Below are 17,569 nucleotides of genomic sequence, written 5' to 3' on the forward strand. Positions count from 1 at the left end.
GGCGCATCTGTGCGGGACAGATGCGCCGACTCGGCACGGTGGGGGGTCAGCCCCGGGGAATCTCCACCATCTCGAAGGCTTCGATGATGTCGCCTTCCTTGATGTCCTGGAAGTTCTTCAGGACCAGACCGCACTCGAAGCCCTCACGGACCTCGGAGGCGTCGTCCTTCTCGCGGCGCAGCGAGGCCAGGTCGAGGTTGTCGGCCGCCACGGCGCCGTCGCGCAGGACGCGAACCTTGGCGTTGCGGCGGATGAGGCCCTCGGTGACCATACAACCGGCGATGTTTCCGGCCTTCGACGAGCGGAAGATCGCACGGATCTCCGCCTTGCCGAGGACCTTCTCCTCGTACTCCGGCTTGAGCATGCCCTTGAGGGCCGCCTCGATCTCCTCGATCGCCTGGTAGATGACCGAGTAGTAGCGGATCTCGACACCCTCGCGGTCGGCCATCTCGGTCGCCTTGCCCTGCGGGCGGACGTTGAAGCCGATGATGATCGCGTCGGAGGCAGCAGCCAGGTCGACGTTGGTCTCGGTGATCGCACCGACACCGCGGTCGATGACCCGGATGGAGACCTCGTCGCCACCCACGTCGATCTTGGCCAGTGCGTCCTCGAGCGCCTCGACCGAACCGGACACGTCGCCCTTGAGGATGAGGTTGAGCTCCTGGCTCTCGCCCTTCTCCATGGAGGCCATGAAGTCCTCCAGCGTGCGGCGTACGCGGCGCTTGGCCTGCTGCGCGGCACGCTCGCGTGCCTCGCGCTTCTCGGCGATCTGGCGAGCCATCCGGTCGTCCTCGACGACCAGGAAGCTCTGACCCGCACCCGGCACCGCCGAGAGACCCAGGACCATCGCCGGACGCGACGGGGTCGCCTCGGTGATCTCGTGGCCGTACTCGTCGATCATCGCGCGGACACGACCGTGGGCCGGACCGGCGACGATGGACTCACCCACGCGCAGCGTGCCGCGCTGGACCAGGATGGTCGCGACCGGGCCGCGGCCACGGTCGAGGTGAGCCTCGATCACGATGCCCTGCGCGTCCTGGCTGGCGTTGGCCTGCAGGTCGAGCGAGGCGTCGGCGGTCAGCACGACGGCCTCGAGAAGGCCATCGATGTTGATCCGCGACTTCGCCGAGATCTCGACGAACATGGTGTCGCCGCCGTACTCCTCGGGGATGAGGCCGTACTCGGTCAGCTGGCCACGGACCTTGGTCGGGTCCGCCTCCGGCTTGTCGATCTTGTTGATCGCGACCACGATCGGGACACCGGCCGCCTTGGCGTGGTTGAGCGCCTCGATGGTCTGCGGCATCACACCGTCATCGGCGGCGACCACGAGGATCGCGAGGTCCGAGGACTGCGAACCACGAGCACGCATGGCGGTGAACGCCTCGTGACCCGGGGTGTCGATGAAGGTGATCTTGCGCTCGGTGCCGTCGACCTCGGTCGAGACCTGGTAGGCACCGATGTGCTGGGTGATGCCACCGGCCTCGCCCTCGATGACGTTGGCGTCACGGATGGCGTCGAGCAGCTTGGTCTTACCGTGGTCGACGTGACCCATGACGGTCACGACCGGCGGACGGACCGTCCAGTCGGACTCGTCGCCCTCGTCGCCGAGCTCGATGTCGAAGGACTCCAGCAGCTCGCGGTCCTCGTCCTCGGGGGAGACGACCTGGACGACGTAGTTGAGCTCCTCACCGAGCAGCTCGAGGGTCTCGTCGTTGACGGACTCGGTCGCGGTGACCATCTCACCGAGGCCGAACAGCATCTGCACCAGCTGAGCCGGGTCGACGTTGATCTTCTCGGCGAAGTCGGTCAGGCTCGCGCCGCGAGCCAGGCGAACGGTCTCGCCGTTGCCCTTGCGTACGCGGATGCCACCGATCGTCGGGGCCTCCATGGCCTCGAACTCCTGGCGACGCGCCCGCTTCGACTTCCGGCCACGACGCGAGGGACCACCCGGGCGACCGAAGGCACCCTGGGTCGTTCCGCGACCGCCGGGACGACCGGCACCGGGACGACCGCCACCGGGACCGCCGCCGAAGCCGCCGCCACCGGGACGACCGGCACCGCCGCCGCCACCGGGACGCCCACCGGCGCCCGGACGACCGCCGCCACCGGGACGACCCGGGGCACCGGCACGACCGCCGGGACCGCCACCGGGACGGGCACCGAACGCGGCCGGGGACTTCGGCATCATCGCCGGGTTGGGACGCGGCATGCCGGGACGGCCACCAGCCTGGCCACCCTCACGGGCAGCGGCAGGACGCGGCGGACGCTGGTCACCACCGGCCGGGGCACCACCCTGGCCACCCTGGCCTCCACCCTGGCCGGCGGGACGCGGACGCCCCATGCCCTGGTTGGAGGAGAACGGGTTGTTGCCCGGGCGGGGAGCGCCGGGCTTGCCGACCGGACGCGGACCGGGACGACCGGCACCGGCACCGCCGGTGCCACCCGCGCCACCGCGGGCCGCGGGGGCCTGCGGACGGGCGCCGGGCTTCGGGGCGCCAGGCTTGGGCGCACCCGGCTTGGCAGCCGCCGGCTTCGGGCTGGGCTTGGGTGCGGCGGGGGCCGATGCCGACGCCGCAGGCGCGACCGGTGCGGCCTCGGCCTTCTTGGCCGGGGGCTTCGGGCCGGGCTTGGGCGCGGCCGGCTTGGTCGCCGCGGGAGCCTCGGCAGGCTTCTCGGGCGCCGTGTCCGCAGCCTTCTTGGGGGCCGCAGGCTTGGGAGCTGCCGGCTTGGGGCCGGGCTTGGGGGCAGGCTTCTCGTCGGTAGACGCGGAACCACCCTTGCCGCCGGCCTTCAGGCCGGGGCCGATCTCCTTGCGGAAACGCATCTCCGCAGGCAGCTCGACGGTCGAGCTCGCCGACTTGACGAACTCGCCCATCTCCTTGAACTTCTCGAGAACGAACTTGCTCTCGACTCCGAACTCTTTGGCGAGTTCGTGGACTCGGGTCTTAGCCACGCTTCTCCTTCTGGCCACAGACCCAAATCCGGGTGAAAACTGTGACCACTAGTGGGTGTAGAACACGCTCATCGCGAAGTACTCATCGAGTGCTCATGAGCTTTTGCTCCAATTCCTGGTCAGTTGACCGTCGACGACGGTCGTGGGTGTTTGGCGCGTGTCGAGGTAGTCCTCCACCGGTGCGCTGGAAAGCCCGCCCTCGGCCCCCTTACCTTTCGGGAACAGGGCCCGGGTGAACGCCTTCCGGCGCACCGCGAGTTCGTAACACTCACGCGTGGGGTGCAGATGCGCCCCTCGCCCGGGTGCGGTGGCTGTCGGATCGGGCACCACGGCCGGCTGGCCGTTGCGGTCCGAGCCGGCGGTCACCCGCAACAACTCGCGCTTGGCGGCTCGCTTCCGGCAACCCACGCACGTACGGACGGGTCCGTTCTGCGTAGTTTCTTCGAGGCGTGCCACCGATCCTTAACACTACCGCTTCCGGGGTTCGGTAGACGAAACCGGGGCACAGGTCGTTCTTATTCCGTGACCCTCCCTCACAGGATGGCGGCGATCTCCGGCCACGCCCGCAGGCCGAGCTCGCGGTCGGCCTCCTCGGATCCGCCCCACGCGATCCTGCTGCTGAGCGGGAGCACCGGCTCGCCGGGCAGCACGACCCGGTGACCGGCGTCGGAATGGGAGACCACGATCGTCTCCAGGTCATGGGCGGTACGTCGCCGGCGCACCGCCTCCGCGAAGAGGACCGAGGGCCACAACGCGTCGGCTCCCCCGGCGACGAGGACGACCTCACCGGCGATGCGCTCGACCGGGATCGTCGCGGCGGGGACGCGGTCGGCGTACTTCTCCAGGGCCGAGAGGTAGGCCTCGCAGAACGACGGGAGCTCGCCGTCGGCCCCCTTCACCGCGTCCTCGATCGCCTCGTCGTCGAACGGCACGAACGGCACCGGCTCGCCCCGCAGCGTCCACGAGGACCGCTGCGGCCGCTCCTCGCTGAGCCCGGCCCAGGAGACGTACGTCGGGGAGATCCCGACCACCGCGTCGATCTCGGGGTGCAGGGAGCCGAGCAGCAGCGCCGCCTGGGCACCCCACGAGGTCCCGAGCACCACCAGCCGCTCGTAGCGGGAGTGGAGCTCGGTGAGGACGTCGTCGAAGGTCTCCAGCGGCATCAGCCGCGCCTCGGCCGGCTGGCCGGGACCGCCGAAGTAGCGGATCGAGGCCGCGGCGACCCCGTGCGAGGCGAGCATCCGGCACCGGTCGGTCTCGATCCGTCCCGAGGACCCCGAGAGCACGAGTACGCCGGTGGTGGCGCCCTCCGGCTCGAGCAGGACGCCCTCGGGGTCGGTAAGTGTGGTCTCACGCACGATCAGGCGACCGGGGTCTCCTCGTCGGAACGGATGTCGATGCGCCAGCCGGTCAGGCGGGCGGCGAGGCGGGCGTTCTGGCCCTCCTTGCCGATGGCCAGCGAGAGCTGGTAGTCGGGAACGACGACGCGGGCCGACTTGGTCGCCGCGTCGATGATCTCGACGGAGGAGACCCGGGCCGGGGAGAGCGCGGAGGCGACGAGCACCTTCGGGTCCTCGGACCAGTCGACGATGTCGATCTTCTCGCCCTGCAGCTCCGACATGACCTGGCGGACCCGCTGACCCATCGGGCCGATGCACGCGCCCTTGGCGTTGACGCCGGGGACGGTCGACTTGACCGCGATCTTGGTGCGGTGACCGGCCTCGCGAGCGATCGCGGCGATCTCGACGGTGCCGTCGGCGATCTCGGGCACCTCGAAGGAGAAGAGCTTCTTGACCAGGTTGGGGTGGGAGCGCGACAGGGTGATCTGCGGGCCGCGCATGCCCTTCCGCACCGACACCACGAGGGCCTTGATCCGGGTGCCGTGGCCGTAGTCCTCGCCCGGCACGCGCTCGGAGAGCGGGATGACGCCCTCGAGCCGGCCCAGGTCGACGAGCACGTCGTCGGGGTTGCGGCCCTGCTGGATGACGCCGGAGAGGATGTCGCCCTCCTTGCCGGAGAACTCGCCGAACTTCACGTCGTCCTCGGCGTCGCGCAGACGCTGCAGCACGATCTGCTTGGCCGTGGTGGCGGCAATCCGGCCGAAGCCCTCGGGCGTGTCGTCGTACTCCCCGACCACGTTGCCCTCGTCGTCGACCTCGGAGGCCAGCACGCGCACGTGACCGGTCTTGCGGTCCAGGTCGACCCGCGCCTTCGTCTGGGCGCCCTCGGTCTTGTGGTAGGCGGTCAGCAGCCCCTGCTCGATCGCCTCGACGAGCACATCGAGCGAGATCTCCCGCTCCCGCTCCAGCATCCGCAGGATGCTCATATCGATGTCCATGGCCTACTCCCCCTCGTCGATCCGCTTGAACTCGATCTGCACAAGCGCCTTCTTCACGTCCGCGTACGCCACCTCTCGGCGCTTGCCGCTCACCTCGAGGCTCACCCGCTCCTCGTCGGACTCCTTGACGCGTCCGGTGAACGTGGAACCGTCGGTGGCGGTGACCTTGACCAGGCGACCCTTGTTGCGGCGCCAGTGGCGCGGCAGGGTCAGCGGCCGGTCGACACCGGGCGAGGTCACCTCGAGGGTGTAGGGCTGCTCCCCCATGACGTCGGACTCGTCGAGGATCCGGTTGACCTCACGGGTTGCCTCGGCGACCTCCTCATGGGTGATCCCGCCGTCCTTGTCGACGGCGATCCGCAGGATCCGGCGCTTGCCGGCCGGCGTGATCTCCACGGCCTCGATGTCGAGACCCAGGGCCAGAAGCGGGTCCCCGAGCGCCTTCTCGATGGCACTCGCGATCGCGTCCTTCCGCTCAGCACTCAACGCGATCTCCCCCTGCATCCTGTTGTCCGGTCCTGTTGTGGTGCGCCTCCGAGCACGCGGCGCCTCTGGTGACACCATACCTGTACGCCTCGGGTGTCTCGAACGCCGCGCGGCTGTGTTGGAAAGCCGCCGACGCGACTCCCGCCGGGTGTCGTTAGGGTTCCTCACGTGACCAGCGCACGTGCCCTTCGGATGCTCTCGCGACGCACCGCCGTAGGTGTCGCCGTGGTTGCCCCGCTGGCCGCCTCGGCGTGTTCGGCCTCGGAGGTGCTGGATCCTGTCAAAGCACCCCCGCCGAGCACTCCCCCGGCCCCCACGAACCCCGACCAGAGTGTGATCGACGCCACGGTCGCGGAGATCCTCGGCGCCGACAAGGGTGCCCCCTCGGCGTTCGCGCAGCTCCATCGGGCGCACATCGAGGCGCTCGCTCCGACCAAGGGGGTGGCGGCGGTCCCGGCGAAGGGACGCTGGCAGGACCGCCAGGTCGCCCTGGTCACCACGCTCACCACCGCCGCCGGCCGGGCGGCCGACCCGCAGCTGATCACGCTGCTCGCCTCGGCCGCCGCCGGCCAGCAGCAGCTCCTGCACGGCAGGGGTCTGGCATGACGACGGCGAACTCGGCCTCCACCGAGGCGGTCCAGGCGGCGCTCGCGGTCGAGCACGCCTCGATCTACGTCCTGGGCGCGCTGGGCGGGCGCACGTCGGCGACGTCCTCACCGGCCCTTGCGCGGGCGCTCACCGATGCGTACGACGACCACGTGAACGCCCGGGAGGCGCTGGCCGCGCACGTGGTGGCCGCCGGGATCGAGCCGGTCGCACCCTCCGCCGTCTACGACCTGCCCGCCCGGATCCGGTCCGATGCCGGCATCGGCGCGGCGGCCCTGCGGCTGGAGAAGGACACCACCGCGACCTATCTCTCGCTGGTCCCGAAGGCGACCGGCTCCGACCGTACGCTGCTCATCCAGCTGCTCTGCCGGGCGGCTGCACGGCAGCTCGACCTGGGCGCCGAGCCGGTCGCGTTCCCCGGGACCTGAGGCCTGGCCCGCCCTGAAAATGGACTTGGCCCGCGAACCGTCCGGCGCGGGAGACTCCCGAGATGTCTCCCGAGACCGGGCGGCTCGCGGGCCAGGTTGAGGCCTGGACACGAGGCCTGAGAAGCCGCCTGAGGCGGAACCTCTCTTGCAGAAGTATGCAATCCCCGCTCAGAGTGGCACAGACCCGCAAAGTCGCATTGCAAGAACTTGCAATTTTTCCCGGTGTCATTCCCAGGTGCGAACGATCTGGTGTATGTCGCTCAGTCGCTGTGCGACGGCGTCCGGTGAGCCCTCGCTGTGGCCGACCTGGCTGCTCGGGATGTTGCTGTGCGGGATGTGGATCGCCCGCAGACCAGCCTTCTGAGCACCGTACACATCATCGAAGAGCCTGTCGCCCACGTAGACGCATCGAGACGGATCCGAGACCTTCACGGCCTCCATGGCGGCCTGGAAGGCCTCCTCGGCGGGCTTCGTCCACGGGACCTCCGAGGTGTAGACGTCACCGTCGAGCAGGTCGAGCACGCCGTCGCGCTCGAAGAAGCCGCGGTGCCACGCGCGCGGCCAGATCGTGTTGGACAGCACCCCGACACGTACGCCGTCGGCGCGGAGCGCCTCCCAGAGCGGCCCGACCTCGGGGTCGGTGAGCGTGTGCGGCTCCCAGAACTCGTAGTAGGCGTCGAGCAGCTCCGGGTCGTGCTCGAGTCCGGCCTCGTCGAAGAGGTCGCTGATCGTCGAGCTCTGCTGATGGTCGCGGCTGCGGGCCCAGATCGTGTCTCCCGCCCGGTGCAGCCTGGTCGCGTTGACCGGGTGGTCGTCGTCGCAGGCACCCTTCACCGCCTGGGCCAGCGCCAGCGACTCCGCGTGGAAGTCGATGTCGTGCCACTTCGTCAGCGTGCCGCCCCAGTCGAAGATCACCGCGTCGATCGCCATGGCCCGACCCTATCGACGGGCGGTCTCACATGTGTCCGGTCTCCAGATAGGAGCGGTGCCACGAGAGCGCCTCGCCGAGCAGGTGCGGGGTGTGCATGGCGTCGGGACGCTCGCGCTGGGCCCGTTCGAAGTAGTCGGCGAGGCGGTCGCGGTAGTCGGGGTGGGCGCAGCGGTCGATGATCTTGCGTGCCCGCGCCCGCGGCGAGAGACCACGCAGGTCGGCCAGGCCCTGCTCGGTGATCACGACCTGGACGTCGTGCTCGGTGTGGTCGACGTGGCTGACGAACGGCACGATCGAGGAGATCGCGCCGTTCTTGGCGGTCGAGGGCGACACGAAGAAGTTGAGGTAGGCGTTGCGGGCGAAGTCGCCCGAGCCGCCGATGCCGTTGACGATCGCGGAGCCGGCCACGTGGGTGGAGTTCACGTTGCCGTAGATGTCGGCCTCGACCATGCCGTTGATCGCGATCAGGCCGAGCCGTCGGACGACCTCGGGGTGGTTGGAGATCTCCTGCGGTCGCAGCAGGATCCGGCCCTTGTAGTGGTGGATGTCGTCGTTGAACCGCCGGGCACCCTCCTCGGAGAGCCCGAACGACGTCGAGGAGACGCCGATCAGCTTGCCCGAGTCCAGCAGGTCGAGGAGGCCGTCCTGGATCGTCTCGGTGTAGGCCGTCAGGTGCTCGAACTCGGCGTCCTGGAGGCCGGCCAGGACCGCATTGGCGACGTTGCCGACACCGGCCTGGAGCGGGAGCAGGCTCGGGTGCAGCCGGTCGTTGCGTACCTCGTGGCGGAGGAAGTCCACGAGGAGGTCCGCCATCGCGCGGCTGTCCTCGTCGAGGGGGCGCAGGGGCGAGTTGCGGTCGGGATGGTCGGTCGCGACGACGGCGACCACCTTCTCGGGATCGACCCGGAGGTAGGGGTCGCCGATCCGCTGCATCGGCGTGGTCAGCTGGATCGGTGCTCGTTGCGGTGGCAGCCGGGTGCCGTAGTAGATGTCGTGGAACCCCTCGAACCCTCGCGGCTGCCAGCTGTTGACCTCGAGGATCACCCGGTCCGCGTTCTCCAACCAGGTCTTGTTGTTGCCGACGCTGCTCGTGGGGACGAGCAGCCCGTTGGGCAGGATCGCGGCCACCTCGACCACGGCCACGTCGAGGTCCCCGTAGAAGCCGAACCAGCTGTGCTGGGCGACGTGGGACAGATGGACGTCGACGTACTCCACCTCGCCCGAGTTGATCTGCTGGCGCAGCAGCGGGTCGCCGTTGTAGGGCAGCCGCTTGGAGAGCCCGTGCGCCTCGGCGAGCACGCCGTCGAGGTCGGGGGCCGTCGACGCCCCGGTCCACGCCTGGACCCGGAACTCCTCGCCGTCGGCGTGAGCCGCCCGCATCCGCGCCGCCAGCGCCGCCGGCACCGCCTTGGGGTGGCCGGCCCCGGTGAACCCGGAGAACCCCACGGTCTCCCCCGGGCCGATCTGCTCGGCCGCCTCCGCGGCGCTCGTCATCCGTCCGGCGAGCGTACGGTCAAGAATCCTGTCCCCCGTCATGGGGTCGATCTTGCCGTATTCGGGGTCGTTGGAATCCCCGGTCAACCGGGTATCCCTGCACTTCTCAGGCGTTGCAACACCGGAGAAGTGCAGGAAACACCGGAGAAGTTCCGGTGATCAGCCGGCGACGACCTCGGTCAGGTGAGCGACGGCCTCGGCGAGCGCGACCTCGGTCTTCTCCCCGCTCTTGCGGTCCTTGACCTCGACCTTGCCCTCGACCAGGCCCTTGCCGACCGTGACGATGGTCGGCACACCGATCAGCTCGGCGTCCTTGAACTTCACACCCGGGGAGACCTTGGGACGGTCGTCGTAGAGCACGTCGATGCCGGCGGCCTCGAGCTCACCGGCGAGCTTCTCGGCGGCCTCGAAGACGGCGGCGTCCTTGCCGGTGGCGACCAGGTGGATGTCGTACGGAGCGACGTTGCGGGGCCAGACGAGACCGATGTCGTCGAGGGTGCCCTCGGCGATGGCGGCCACGGCACGGGTGACGCCGATGCCGTAGGAGCCCATGGTGACGGTGACGAGCTTGCCGTTCTCGTCGAGCACCTGGAGACCCAGCGCGTCGGCGTACTTGCGGCCGAGCTGGAACACGTGGCCCATCTCGATGCCGCGCGCCAGCGTCAGCGGACCGGAGCCGTCGGGGGCCGGGTCGCCCTCGCGCACCTCGGCGGCCTCGATGGTGCCGTCGGGGGTGAAGTCACGGCCGGCGACGAGGTCGATGACGTGCTTGCCCTCGACGTTGGCGCCGGTGACCCAGCGGGTGCCGGTGACCACGCGCGGGTCGACCAGGTAGCGGATGCCGGAGGCCGACTCCTCCCCCAGCGCCTGGGGCCCGATGTAGCCCTTGACGAGCTCCGGGTGCTTCTTGAGCTCGACGTCGTCCATGGGCTCGACCTCGATCGGCTCCAGCTGGCCCTCGAGGCGCTTGATGTCGACCTCGCGGTCACCGGGAAGCCCGATCGCGAGCGGCTCGGAGGTGCCGTCGGGGTGGCGCAGCATCACGAGCACGTTCTTCAGCGTGTCGCCGGCCTCCCAGGGGCGGTCCTCGCGCGGGTACGCCTCGTTGAGGTGGTCGACGAGGGTCTGGATCGTCGGGGTGTCGGGGGTGTCCTCGGCGTGGGCAGCGGGCACGCCCTCGTAGGAGATCGGCTCGGGGGCCAGCGTCGTGACCGCCTCGACGTTCGCGGCGTAGCCGCCGGGCGAGCGTACGAAGGTGTCCTCGCCGGCCTCGGAGACGGCCAGGAACTCCTCGGAGGCCGAGCCGCCCATCGCGCCGGAGGTGGCCTTGACGATGACGTACTCGAACCCGAGGCGGTCGAAGACCTTGACGTACGCGGCCCGGTGGGCGTCGTAGGACGCCGCCAGGCCCTCGTCGGAGACGTCGAAGGAGTAGGAGTCCTTCATGATGAACTCGCGGCCGCGCAGCAGCCCCGCGCGCGGACGCGCCTCGTCGCGGTACTTCGTCTGGATCTGGTAGATCGACAGCGGCAGGTCCTTGTAGGAGCCGTAGAGGTCCTTGACCAGGAGGGTGAACATCTCCTCGTGGGTCGGCCCGAGCAGGTAGTCGGCGTCCTTGCGGTCCTTGAGCCGGAAGATGCCGTCGCCGTACTCCGTCCAGCGGCCGGTCGCCTCGTAGGGCTCGCGGGGCAGCAGCGCCGGGAAGTGCACCTCCTGGGCGCCGATCGCGGCCATCTCCTCGCGGATGATCCCCTCGACCTTGCCGAGCACCCGCAGGCCCAGCGGCAACCAGGAGTAGATACCCGGAGCGGCGCGGCGGATGTAGCCGGCACGGACAAGCAGCTTGTGGCTCGCGACCTCGGCGTCGGCGGGGTCCTCACGCAGGGTCCGCACGAAAAGGGTCGACATACGGGCGATCATGCAGGCAAGCGTACGGCGCACCGGACCGCTCCCGCGAACCGGTTGGAATTGGCGTTGCAACCTCGACGGCGACCCGCGCATCTTTACGTTCATGAGAGGTATCCGAATCCCGGCACTGGCCACGGCCATCCTTGCTGCTCTCATGCTCCCGGCGACGTTCCTGTCACCGGCTTCTGCGGCGGCTCCGACCGTCGACGTACGTCCCCTTCCCCTGCCGGTCGGCGAGAGCCCGACCGTTCCCTACCTCGACCGGCCCTCGGACACGTCGGTCGTGGTGGTCGACCCGACGACCGGCACGAAGACGCCGGTGACCCCTGTCGGCGACGATCTCGACTCCTACGAGCTCCTGGGCCGCTCCGGGAGCGGGTTCGTGCTGCGGATCCGCAACCGCAACATCGACCGGATCGTCCGGGCCCAGCTCGGTGTCCCACAGAAGTCCCTCAAGGACATGTACTACGCGGACCTGGCCAGGCTGTCGGCCGACAACCGCTACCTGCTCAACACGGCGACCCTGAGCACCGGCGGGATCCAGGTGCAGGTCCGCAACACCACCACCGGCGCGGTCGTCGCCCGGCGCACCTTCAAGGCATCCACCAAGCCCGACCCGATCGACGTCAGCGGCACGCGCGTGCTCGTGGGTGGCTACAGCACCCCGCGCACGATGATCTGGGACTGGAAGGCCGGCACGGTCAAGACGATCGCCTCCCGGGCGGCGTACGCAGGCAGCTTCGCCACCAACCGGCTGGCGACCTACACCAAGAACCCGTCAGCCTCCGACGCGTGCTCGGTGGTCTCCACCATCACCGCACCGGGCACCACCCTGTGGCGTGGCTGCCTCGAAGCGGTGGCGTCCTTCTCGCCCGACGGCGCCCGCTTCGCAACCGATGCGATCGCCCACGAGAGCGCGGTCGTCGTCCGGCGCCGCAGCATCCGAGGCACGCTGCTGACCACCTACCGGAACCCCAACAAGGTGTGGATGCACGCCTGGGAGACGAACACCCGGATCCTGCTGCGGTCCTACCCGGCCGATGGCGGTGGCCCATGGCTGGTGCGCTGCGAGACCACCGACTGCGAACGCGCTTGGCGGGCGTACTCCTAGGACGTCGCCGGATCAGAACATGATGGTGGAGAAGCGGGCCGTCTCGAGGAAGCCGGCCCGCTCGTAGGCACGACGCGCGGGAGCGTTCCACTCGTTGACGTAGAGCGAGACGCGTGGAGCGATCTCGTTGCGGACGATCTCGCAGACCGCGGCCATGCCGCGGGCTGCGAGGCCCTCGCCGCGTCGGTGCGCGGGCACCCAGACGCCCTGGATCTGGGCGGCCTCCGGGGTCGCGCAGGCGACCTCGGCCTTGAAGACGACCTCGCCGTCCTCGATCCGGGCGAAGGACCAGCCGCGCGAGATCAGCTGGAGCACCCGGGCGCGGTAGAGGTCGCGGCCTCCGCCGGTCTCGGGCGAGATCCCGACCTCCTCGGTGTACATCGCCACGCACGCCGGATAGAGCACGTCCATGTCGGCGCGGACGGTGCGGCGTACGAACGGGTCGGGGTCGACCAGGCTCTGCAGCTGCTGCTCGAGGTGGGGCTGCTCCCAGCGCTGGTCGCGTGGCTCGCCCCAGGACTCGCCGATCGATCCCCACAGCGCCCGGACGGCTGGCTGCCGGCCGACGATCGTGGAGACGGTGCGTACGCGGCTGCGGGCCCGCTCGCCGAACGCGAAGGCGTCGTCCTCGGTGGCCTGGATCGGGACCAGGTTGGCGCCGACATGGCAGGCCGCGACCAGGTCGCCACCGTCCCAGCGCCCCCAGATCTCACCGCCGAGCCAGCGCGGCTCGAGGTTAGTGGTGCGCGCCCGGTATTCCGCGAACACGTTCACCACCGGATCGAGGGCGGTCAGCTCCAGGAACGCGCTGAGATCACCCGCATGCAGCGGGCGGATCCCTTGGCGCGTGGTGAGCATGTCACCGAGCCTAGGGCCAATCTGGTCGTACGTCGCCCTGCGGCTCGCTGGCCGGATCAGGCAAAGATGCGTTCGATCGTGTGCATACGCTCGCGGATGGTCTTGAGGCGTACGTCCTGACCGGCCTCGCCGGTGTCACCCCAGACCGCCCGGCCGACCATCACACCGCTCGCCCCGAGCGCCCGGACCTGCGGCAGGCGCTCGCTGAACTCGTCCCAGCCCATCCCGTCGGAGCGCGCGACCCACGAGGCTCGCGCGACGTCGGCTCGGCCGATGGCCGCGAGACCCTCGTCGTTGACCTTGAGCTTGAGCACGATGCCGCCGCACCGCGACCGGGTGGCCAGCCTGGCCAGATCGTCGAGGCAGTCAGGCGTGGTGCAGTAGGGCTCGAGGAAGACCCGGTCGTAGCCGGGGAGGCGCTCCAGGATGGCCAGCGCCATCGGGGCGCAGGCGGCCTCGTGGTCGTCGAACCCGACCTTCACCGCGTCCGTCGTCCGCTCCGGGACGACGAGATCGTCGACGGCCTCGATGTCGGGGAGCCCGGCGCAGGCGAGCTCGCGGCGTACGTCGCCGTGCCCCTGCGTGGGACGCACGACGATGCCCCAGCCGGGGGTGGTGGCCACCAGATCGAGGATGCCGGACCTGATGTCGGAGGAGTCCGGGGTGCGGAACAGCGCGTCGTCCGCGTGATCGATGGCAAGCCAGAAATTGGTCACTGTTGTCGCCAGTCTGAGATGGGAGGAAGAAGGCGTGTGGAGGCGCTAGGCGAAGCCTAAGCAGAGCGACCGCGCATCACCGGCATCTTGGGTAAATTGAAGATTTCGGGTCGCGCCGCCGGGCGTCAGTACTCCCCGCCGTCGGCGACGATGCACTGGCCGTTGATCGCGCCCGAGACGTCGGAGGCGAGGAAGACGCAGACCTTGGCGACGGCGTCGGCGGTGACGAACCGGTGGCCGGGGATGCGCGCCGCGCGGTAGGCGATGTACTGGTCGACGGTCACCCCCTCCTTGCGGGCGTGCTTGACGAAGACCTGCCGGGAGGACTCGCTCCACATCGGGCCCGGAGCGACGACGTTGGCCCGGACGATGCCCTCCTCCTCCTGCGCGATCGCCTGGGCGAGCCCGGTCAGGGCGTGCTTCGACACCCCGTAGGCGGCCCGTCGCGACGGCGTACGGATCCCGAAGACGGAGCTGACCAGGACGACCGCGCCGGAGCGCGCCGCGCGGAGCCTCGGGAGCGCGAGCGAGGCCGTGCGCCAGGCCGAGGTCAGGTTGAGGTCGAGGGTGAGCTGCCACTCGGACCGGTCGATCTCGGCGACCGTGTCGGGGCTGGGATTGATGCCGGAGCAGTTGATGAGTCCCGAGAGCGTCTCGAACCCGGCCAGCGTCTCGGCCAGGGCGTCCACGCCGGCGTCGGTGGTCAGGTCGCCGTCGACCCTGGCGACGGCACCGGTCTCGTCGGCCAGGTAGGCCAGCTCGGTGGTGCGGCTGTAGGCGTGCAGGATGACCGGGGTGCCCTCCGCGGTGAGCCGGCGCGCGACCGCGCTGCCGAGGTCGCCGGTCGCGCCGAGGACGAGCACGGGAGGCCGTGGCGGGGTGCCTGACTCAGACGCTGTGCTCATGGCGCTCCTTGATCCGGTGGATCGCCGCCCTCACCACGTCCTGATGGGCGGGCGGCAGACCAGTGAGACCTTCGAGATGGCTCAGGCAAGTGATATCACCCATTTGCCCGAGCCGGTACGCGGTGATCGGAATCGCCGGAGCCAGGACCGGATGGTGCAGCCGGCGGACCAGTGCCTCGGTGATGTCGGTGCCCCAGCCGAGCACGTCACGCTCGCGGGCGACCGCACCGGGATCCTCCTCACGGTCCAGGATCTCGAGGTAGCCGTCGACCGGGACCCGGCCGCGCAGGATCAGCTGGAACATCGCCGCCTTGCGCAGGAACAGCGACCGGAACGCCTCGAGCACGAACTCCAGCTCGTCCCAGTAGCGCTCCGGTGCCTGGTCGAGGAGGTCCCCGTAGTCCTCGCGCTCCTCGGTCAGGTAGAGGCAGATCAGCCGGTCCATCCAGGACAGGCTCTCGCGTACGCTCAGCCGGGCCACCGCGTCGAGGTCGCCGGGCTGGAACCCGGCCTTGAGGAACGTCATCACCAACGGCCCCATGTGCATGTCGGCGAACCGGGCGCCGTCGAGGGCCATGCCGTGCCCGTCGCGCAGCCGGTCGCGGATGCCCTCGGCGACGAAGTACTGGTAGAAGGTCTCGTGGGCGAACTCCGCCGACTCCACCGAGTCCTTGGTCCGTCCGGTCACGCCGAAGACCTCGGAGTGGTCGAGCAGGTCCGCGATCCATTCGTACGTCAGGAAGTCCCGTTGCCGGGTGATGTCGAGGTCGCGCTGCAGGTTGGCGAAGAGCCACTCCGAGACGCGCGGGACCGGGATCAGGTCCTGCTCCTGCGAGTCCGGCTCGTCCATCCCGGTGAACAGGTCCCAGGCGATGTCGCGGTAGGTCTGGAACCGCACCCGGCTGGGGATGCGTGAGCTCTTCCGGTCCCACGGCTGACCGCAGACGTGCTTGAGGTGGACGGTGTAGCCGTCCCACTGGGTGCGGGGGGCCGCCACGCCCTCCTCGAGGGAGGCGTAGAGCTGCTTGAGGACCATCGGGGTCGCCGGGAAGAACCCGCCGCCACGCTCCATCTCCGCGGCCAGATTGCGCAGCTTGTCGTCGCCGCCGCGCTCCTCGCCGAGGGCGCGCACGTCGGCCGGTGAGATCGGCTCGACGCGCACGACCATCGCCGCCTCGACGCCGAGGTCCTCCAGCCGGGCCGGGCTGCGCAGCTGCTCGGCGAGCTCGTCGCGCTCGGTCTGCAGGTTGCGCTTGCTGATCACCACGAAGCGGCCGCCCCGGCCGAAGGCCGAGCGCAGCTCGCTCAGGTCGGGACGGTTGACACCGTGCTCCTCGGCGCTGGAGGAGATCAGGTCGAAGTCGTCGATGACGATCGGCGAGCGGTCCTCGCCGACCAGGTCGCCGTAGTCGACCGCGCCGTCGCGCAGGCTGATGTAGCGCACCTGCTCCTTCGAGGCGGTCCACTCCCGGACCTCGATCGTCTTGCCCGAACCCGAGGGGCCGGTGAGGAAGAAGAGGTTGGACTCGGTGTTCTCGAGCCACCGGCCCAGCGCCTCGACGAGCGGGATCGTGGCCTGATCGGTCGTCAGCCCGCTCAGCGCCGCCACCCGGGCTCGCGGGAAGGTCAGCCGGGAGCTGGTCGTCGTCGCCGGCGTCGGGGCCGCGAGCGTGGGGGCCAGCACCGGACCGGGCGGCTCGGCGCCGGCATCGCGCCAGGCGTACGCCTTCCACCACTTCGCCTGCCAGATGCCGGTGTTCTTCCGGATCCACTCCCCGCGATGGGCCGGGTCGAGGGTGCGGGGCACCGACCCGCCCACCACCCGGATGAGCTCGTCGAGCGGCATCAGCTTTGAGCCGGACGTACGCCGATAGAAGGTGCTCCTGGCCATCGCGACGCCGGCGCCACCATCAGCTTTTCCGGTCACCTGCCGGACCCAGGCGCGCAATTCACTGTTGAACTGCTCTGGTGAGAGAGATTCGTCGGTCATCGCCCCTCGCCCAGTCGCCCGCGTTCGCGGTTGAGAGTATCCCGCAGGTGTCCCAATTCTGTCCCAGAAACGTCCCAACTCAGCTGGGACTGTCTTCACATCGTCCCCACTCCCGCCCGCCCTCTGGCGAGACACATGTGGCCTCCGCCACCGTGGGATCGTCCCCACAGGGACAGCGCCGGCCCCACCTACGGGCCCCACCGCTGAAGGAGATGATGACCATGAGGAACCACAAGTTCAGCATCGCCACCTTCGCCGTCACGCTTCTTGTCGTGTTCGGCTTCAACCAGCTGCTCAGCGCCGAGCCGCCCACGTGCCAGGCAACCGCCGGCACCTCGTCCGTGTCCGTCGTCCTCACGGAAGGAGCGCTGTCATGACCCGCGACTTCATGCGCCTCGGCGATACCGTCAAGGCCCACGGCGGCGTCCGTTCCGGAAAGCGCGGTGTCGTCGTCGCCACCGCCGCAGGCCGCACCAAGGTCCGTTTCAACGGCACCAGCGGCACCCGCTGGGTGCGCAGCAGCAACCTGAGGTCCACCGGCAGCGGCTCGCTGTCCTGGATCCTTCCGGTCAAGGCCGCGCTCCTCCTGTTCCTGGTCGTGCCGGGTCTCCGGTTCGTCGTCGTCTACCTGTGGACCCACGGCGGACTCGACGGCTTCGCCACGGCCCTCGGGAACCAGATGGGCCAGGCCGCGCTCGCCTGGGGCCACCTGGTCACCACGGACCCGGTCGGAGCCCTGCTCCACCTCGGGTTCCTCGGCGTGGTCTCCAGGCTGATGCACTGGTGAGTCCGCCGACATCGTTTCGCGACGTACGCGAGGGGGACGCCGCGAAGCAGACGAAGAG

Annotated in this window: 17 protein-coding genes; 5 read left to right on the forward strand and 12 right to left on the reverse strand. The window is 69.8% G+C overall.

The window, feature by feature from the left end:
* Positions 1 to 46 precede the first annotated feature (46 nt).
* The 5 genes from infB to rimP form a co-directional block, all read right to left on the reverse strand.
* Positions 47 to 2,953 carry a translation initiation factor IF-2 gene (infB, locus tag UG56_RS02335; protein WP_071326833.1) on the reverse strand — a complete coding sequence of 969 codons (2,907 nt, stop codon included), beginning with the start codon at positions 2,951 to 2,953 and terminating at the stop codon, positions 47 to 49.
* A 93-nt stretch (positions 2,954 to 3,046) separates the two neighbouring features.
* On the reverse strand, positions 3,047 to 3,409 hold the full coding sequence (locus tag UG56_RS27410; protein WP_084100356.1) for a YlxR family protein: 363 nt from the start codon (positions 3,407 to 3,409) through the stop codon (positions 3,047 to 3,049).
* Between the two features lie 77 nt (positions 3,410 to 3,486).
* Positions 3,487 to 4,311: an acyl-CoA thioester hydrolase/BAAT C-terminal domain-containing protein gene (locus UG56_RS02340; protein ID WP_084100358.1), complete on the reverse strand. Its 825-nt coding sequence runs from the start codon at positions 4,309 to 4,311 to the stop codon at positions 3,487 to 3,489.
* A 2-nt stretch (positions 4,312 to 4,313) separates the two neighbouring features.
* Positions 4,314 to 5,291 carry a transcription termination factor NusA gene (gene nusA / locus UG56_RS02345; RefSeq protein WP_045549403.1) on the reverse strand — a complete coding sequence of 326 codons (978 nt, stop codon included), beginning with the start codon at positions 5,289 to 5,291 and terminating at the stop codon, positions 4,314 to 4,316.
* Positions 5,292 to 5,294: 3 nt separating this feature from the next.
* Positions 5,295 to 5,777, reverse strand: a complete 483-nt coding sequence (rimP, locus tag UG56_RS02350; RefSeq protein WP_045549408.1) for a ribosome maturation factor RimP — start codon at positions 5,775 to 5,777, stop codon at positions 5,295 to 5,297.
* A 168-nt stretch (positions 5,778 to 5,945) separates the two neighbouring features.
* On the opposite strand from rimP, the gene UG56_RS27760 reads away from it, so the two are divergent.
* Together UG56_RS27760 and UG56_RS02360 are read left to right on the forward strand one after the other, a co-directional pair.
* Positions 5,946 to 6,383 carry a hypothetical protein gene (locus tag UG56_RS27760; RefSeq protein WP_143054877.1) on the forward strand — a complete coding sequence of 146 codons (438 nt, stop codon included), beginning with the start codon at positions 5,946 to 5,948 and terminating at the stop codon, positions 6,381 to 6,383.
* Positions 6,380 to 6,811 carry a DUF4439 domain-containing protein gene (locus tag UG56_RS02360; protein WP_052693666.1) on the forward strand — a complete coding sequence of 144 codons (432 nt, stop codon included), beginning with the start codon at positions 6,380 to 6,382 and terminating at the stop codon, positions 6,809 to 6,811. The genes UG56_RS27760 and UG56_RS02360 overlap by 4 nt, the downstream gene beginning before the upstream one ends.
* Positions 6,812 to 7,036: 225 nt before the next feature.
* Here the strand turns inward: UG56_RS02360 and UG56_RS02365 are convergent, their stop codons facing one another.
* The 3 genes from UG56_RS02365 to UG56_RS02375 all read right to left on the reverse strand — a co-directional run bounded on the left by UG56_RS02365 (position 7,037) and on the right by UG56_RS02375 (position 11,156).
* Positions 7,037 to 7,741, reverse strand: coding sequence for an HAD family hydrolase (locus UG56_RS02365; RefSeq protein ID WP_045549401.1), 705 nt, complete (start codon positions 7,739 to 7,741; stop codon positions 7,037 to 7,039).
* Positions 7,742 to 7,766: 25 nt separating this feature from the next.
* Complete coding sequence (locus tag UG56_RS02370; RefSeq protein ID WP_045549406.1) at positions 7,767 to 9,278, reverse strand: acetyl-CoA hydrolase/transferase family protein; 1,512 nt, start codon at positions 9,276 to 9,278, stop codon at positions 7,767 to 7,769.
* Positions 9,279 to 9,395: 117 nt separating this feature from the next.
* Positions 9,396 to 11,156, reverse strand: coding sequence for a proline--tRNA ligase (locus UG56_RS02375; RefSeq protein ID WP_045549400.1), 1,761 nt, complete (start codon positions 11,154 to 11,156; stop codon positions 9,396 to 9,398).
* A gap of 91 nt (positions 11,157 to 11,247) precedes the next feature.
* Between UG56_RS02375 and UG56_RS02380 the strand changes: the two genes are divergently transcribed.
* A complete protein-coding gene (locus UG56_RS02380) occupies positions 11,248 to 12,255 on the forward strand; it encodes a hypothetical protein (protein ID WP_143054878.1) in 1,008 nt (335 codons plus the stop codon).
* Between the two features lie 12 nt (positions 12,256 to 12,267).
* Here UG56_RS02380 and UG56_RS02385 read toward each other — a convergent pair whose 3' ends face one another.
* The 4 genes from UG56_RS02385 to UG56_RS02400 form a co-directional block, all read right to left on the reverse strand.
* The gene (locus UG56_RS02385; protein WP_045549398.1) at positions 12,268 to 13,113 is read right to left on the reverse strand and encodes a GNAT family N-acetyltransferase; all 846 of its coding nucleotides are present in this window, start codon (positions 13,111 to 13,113) and stop codon (positions 12,268 to 12,270) included.
* Between the two features lie 56 nt (positions 13,114 to 13,169).
* A complete protein-coding gene (locus tag UG56_RS02390; protein ID WP_045549397.1) occupies positions 13,170 to 13,829 on the reverse strand; it encodes a hypothetical protein in 660 nt (219 codons plus the stop codon).
* A gap of 125 nt (positions 13,830 to 13,954) precedes the next feature.
* Positions 13,955 to 14,734 (reverse strand): SDR family NAD(P)-dependent oxidoreductase, encoded by a 780-nt coding sequence (locus UG56_RS02395; protein ID WP_084100361.1) that lies wholly within the window; start codon positions 14,732 to 14,734, stop codon positions 13,955 to 13,957.
* Complete coding sequence (locus UG56_RS02400) at positions 14,718 to 16,724, reverse strand: hypothetical protein (RefSeq protein WP_143054879.1); 2,007 nt, start codon at positions 16,722 to 16,724, stop codon at positions 14,718 to 14,720. The genes UG56_RS02395 and UG56_RS02400 overlap by 17 nt, the downstream gene beginning before the upstream one ends.
* A gap of 221 nt (positions 16,725 to 16,945) precedes the next feature.
* On the opposite strand from UG56_RS02400, the gene UG56_RS28175 reads away from it, so the two are divergent.
* Both UG56_RS28175 and UG56_RS02405 read left to right on the forward strand, forming a co-directional pair.
* Positions 16,946 to 17,101 carry a hypothetical protein gene (locus UG56_RS28175; protein WP_177191407.1) on the forward strand — a complete coding sequence of 52 codons (156 nt, stop codon included), beginning with the start codon at positions 16,946 to 16,948 and terminating at the stop codon, positions 17,099 to 17,101.
* Positions 17,098 to 17,511 carry a hypothetical protein gene (locus UG56_RS02405; RefSeq protein WP_045549394.1) on the forward strand — a complete coding sequence of 138 codons (414 nt, stop codon included), beginning with the start codon at positions 17,098 to 17,100 and terminating at the stop codon, positions 17,509 to 17,511. Before UG56_RS28175 ends, UG56_RS02405 begins: the two co-directional genes overlap by 4 nt.
* Positions 17,512 to 17,569 lie beyond the last annotated feature (58 nt).

Origin of the sequence: Nocardioides luteus, assembly GCF_000960475.2 — a bacterium.
In the GTDB taxonomy this organism is placed as follows: Bacteria; Actinomycetota; Actinomycetes; order Propionibacteriales; family Nocardioidaceae; genus Nocardioides; species Nocardioides luteus_A.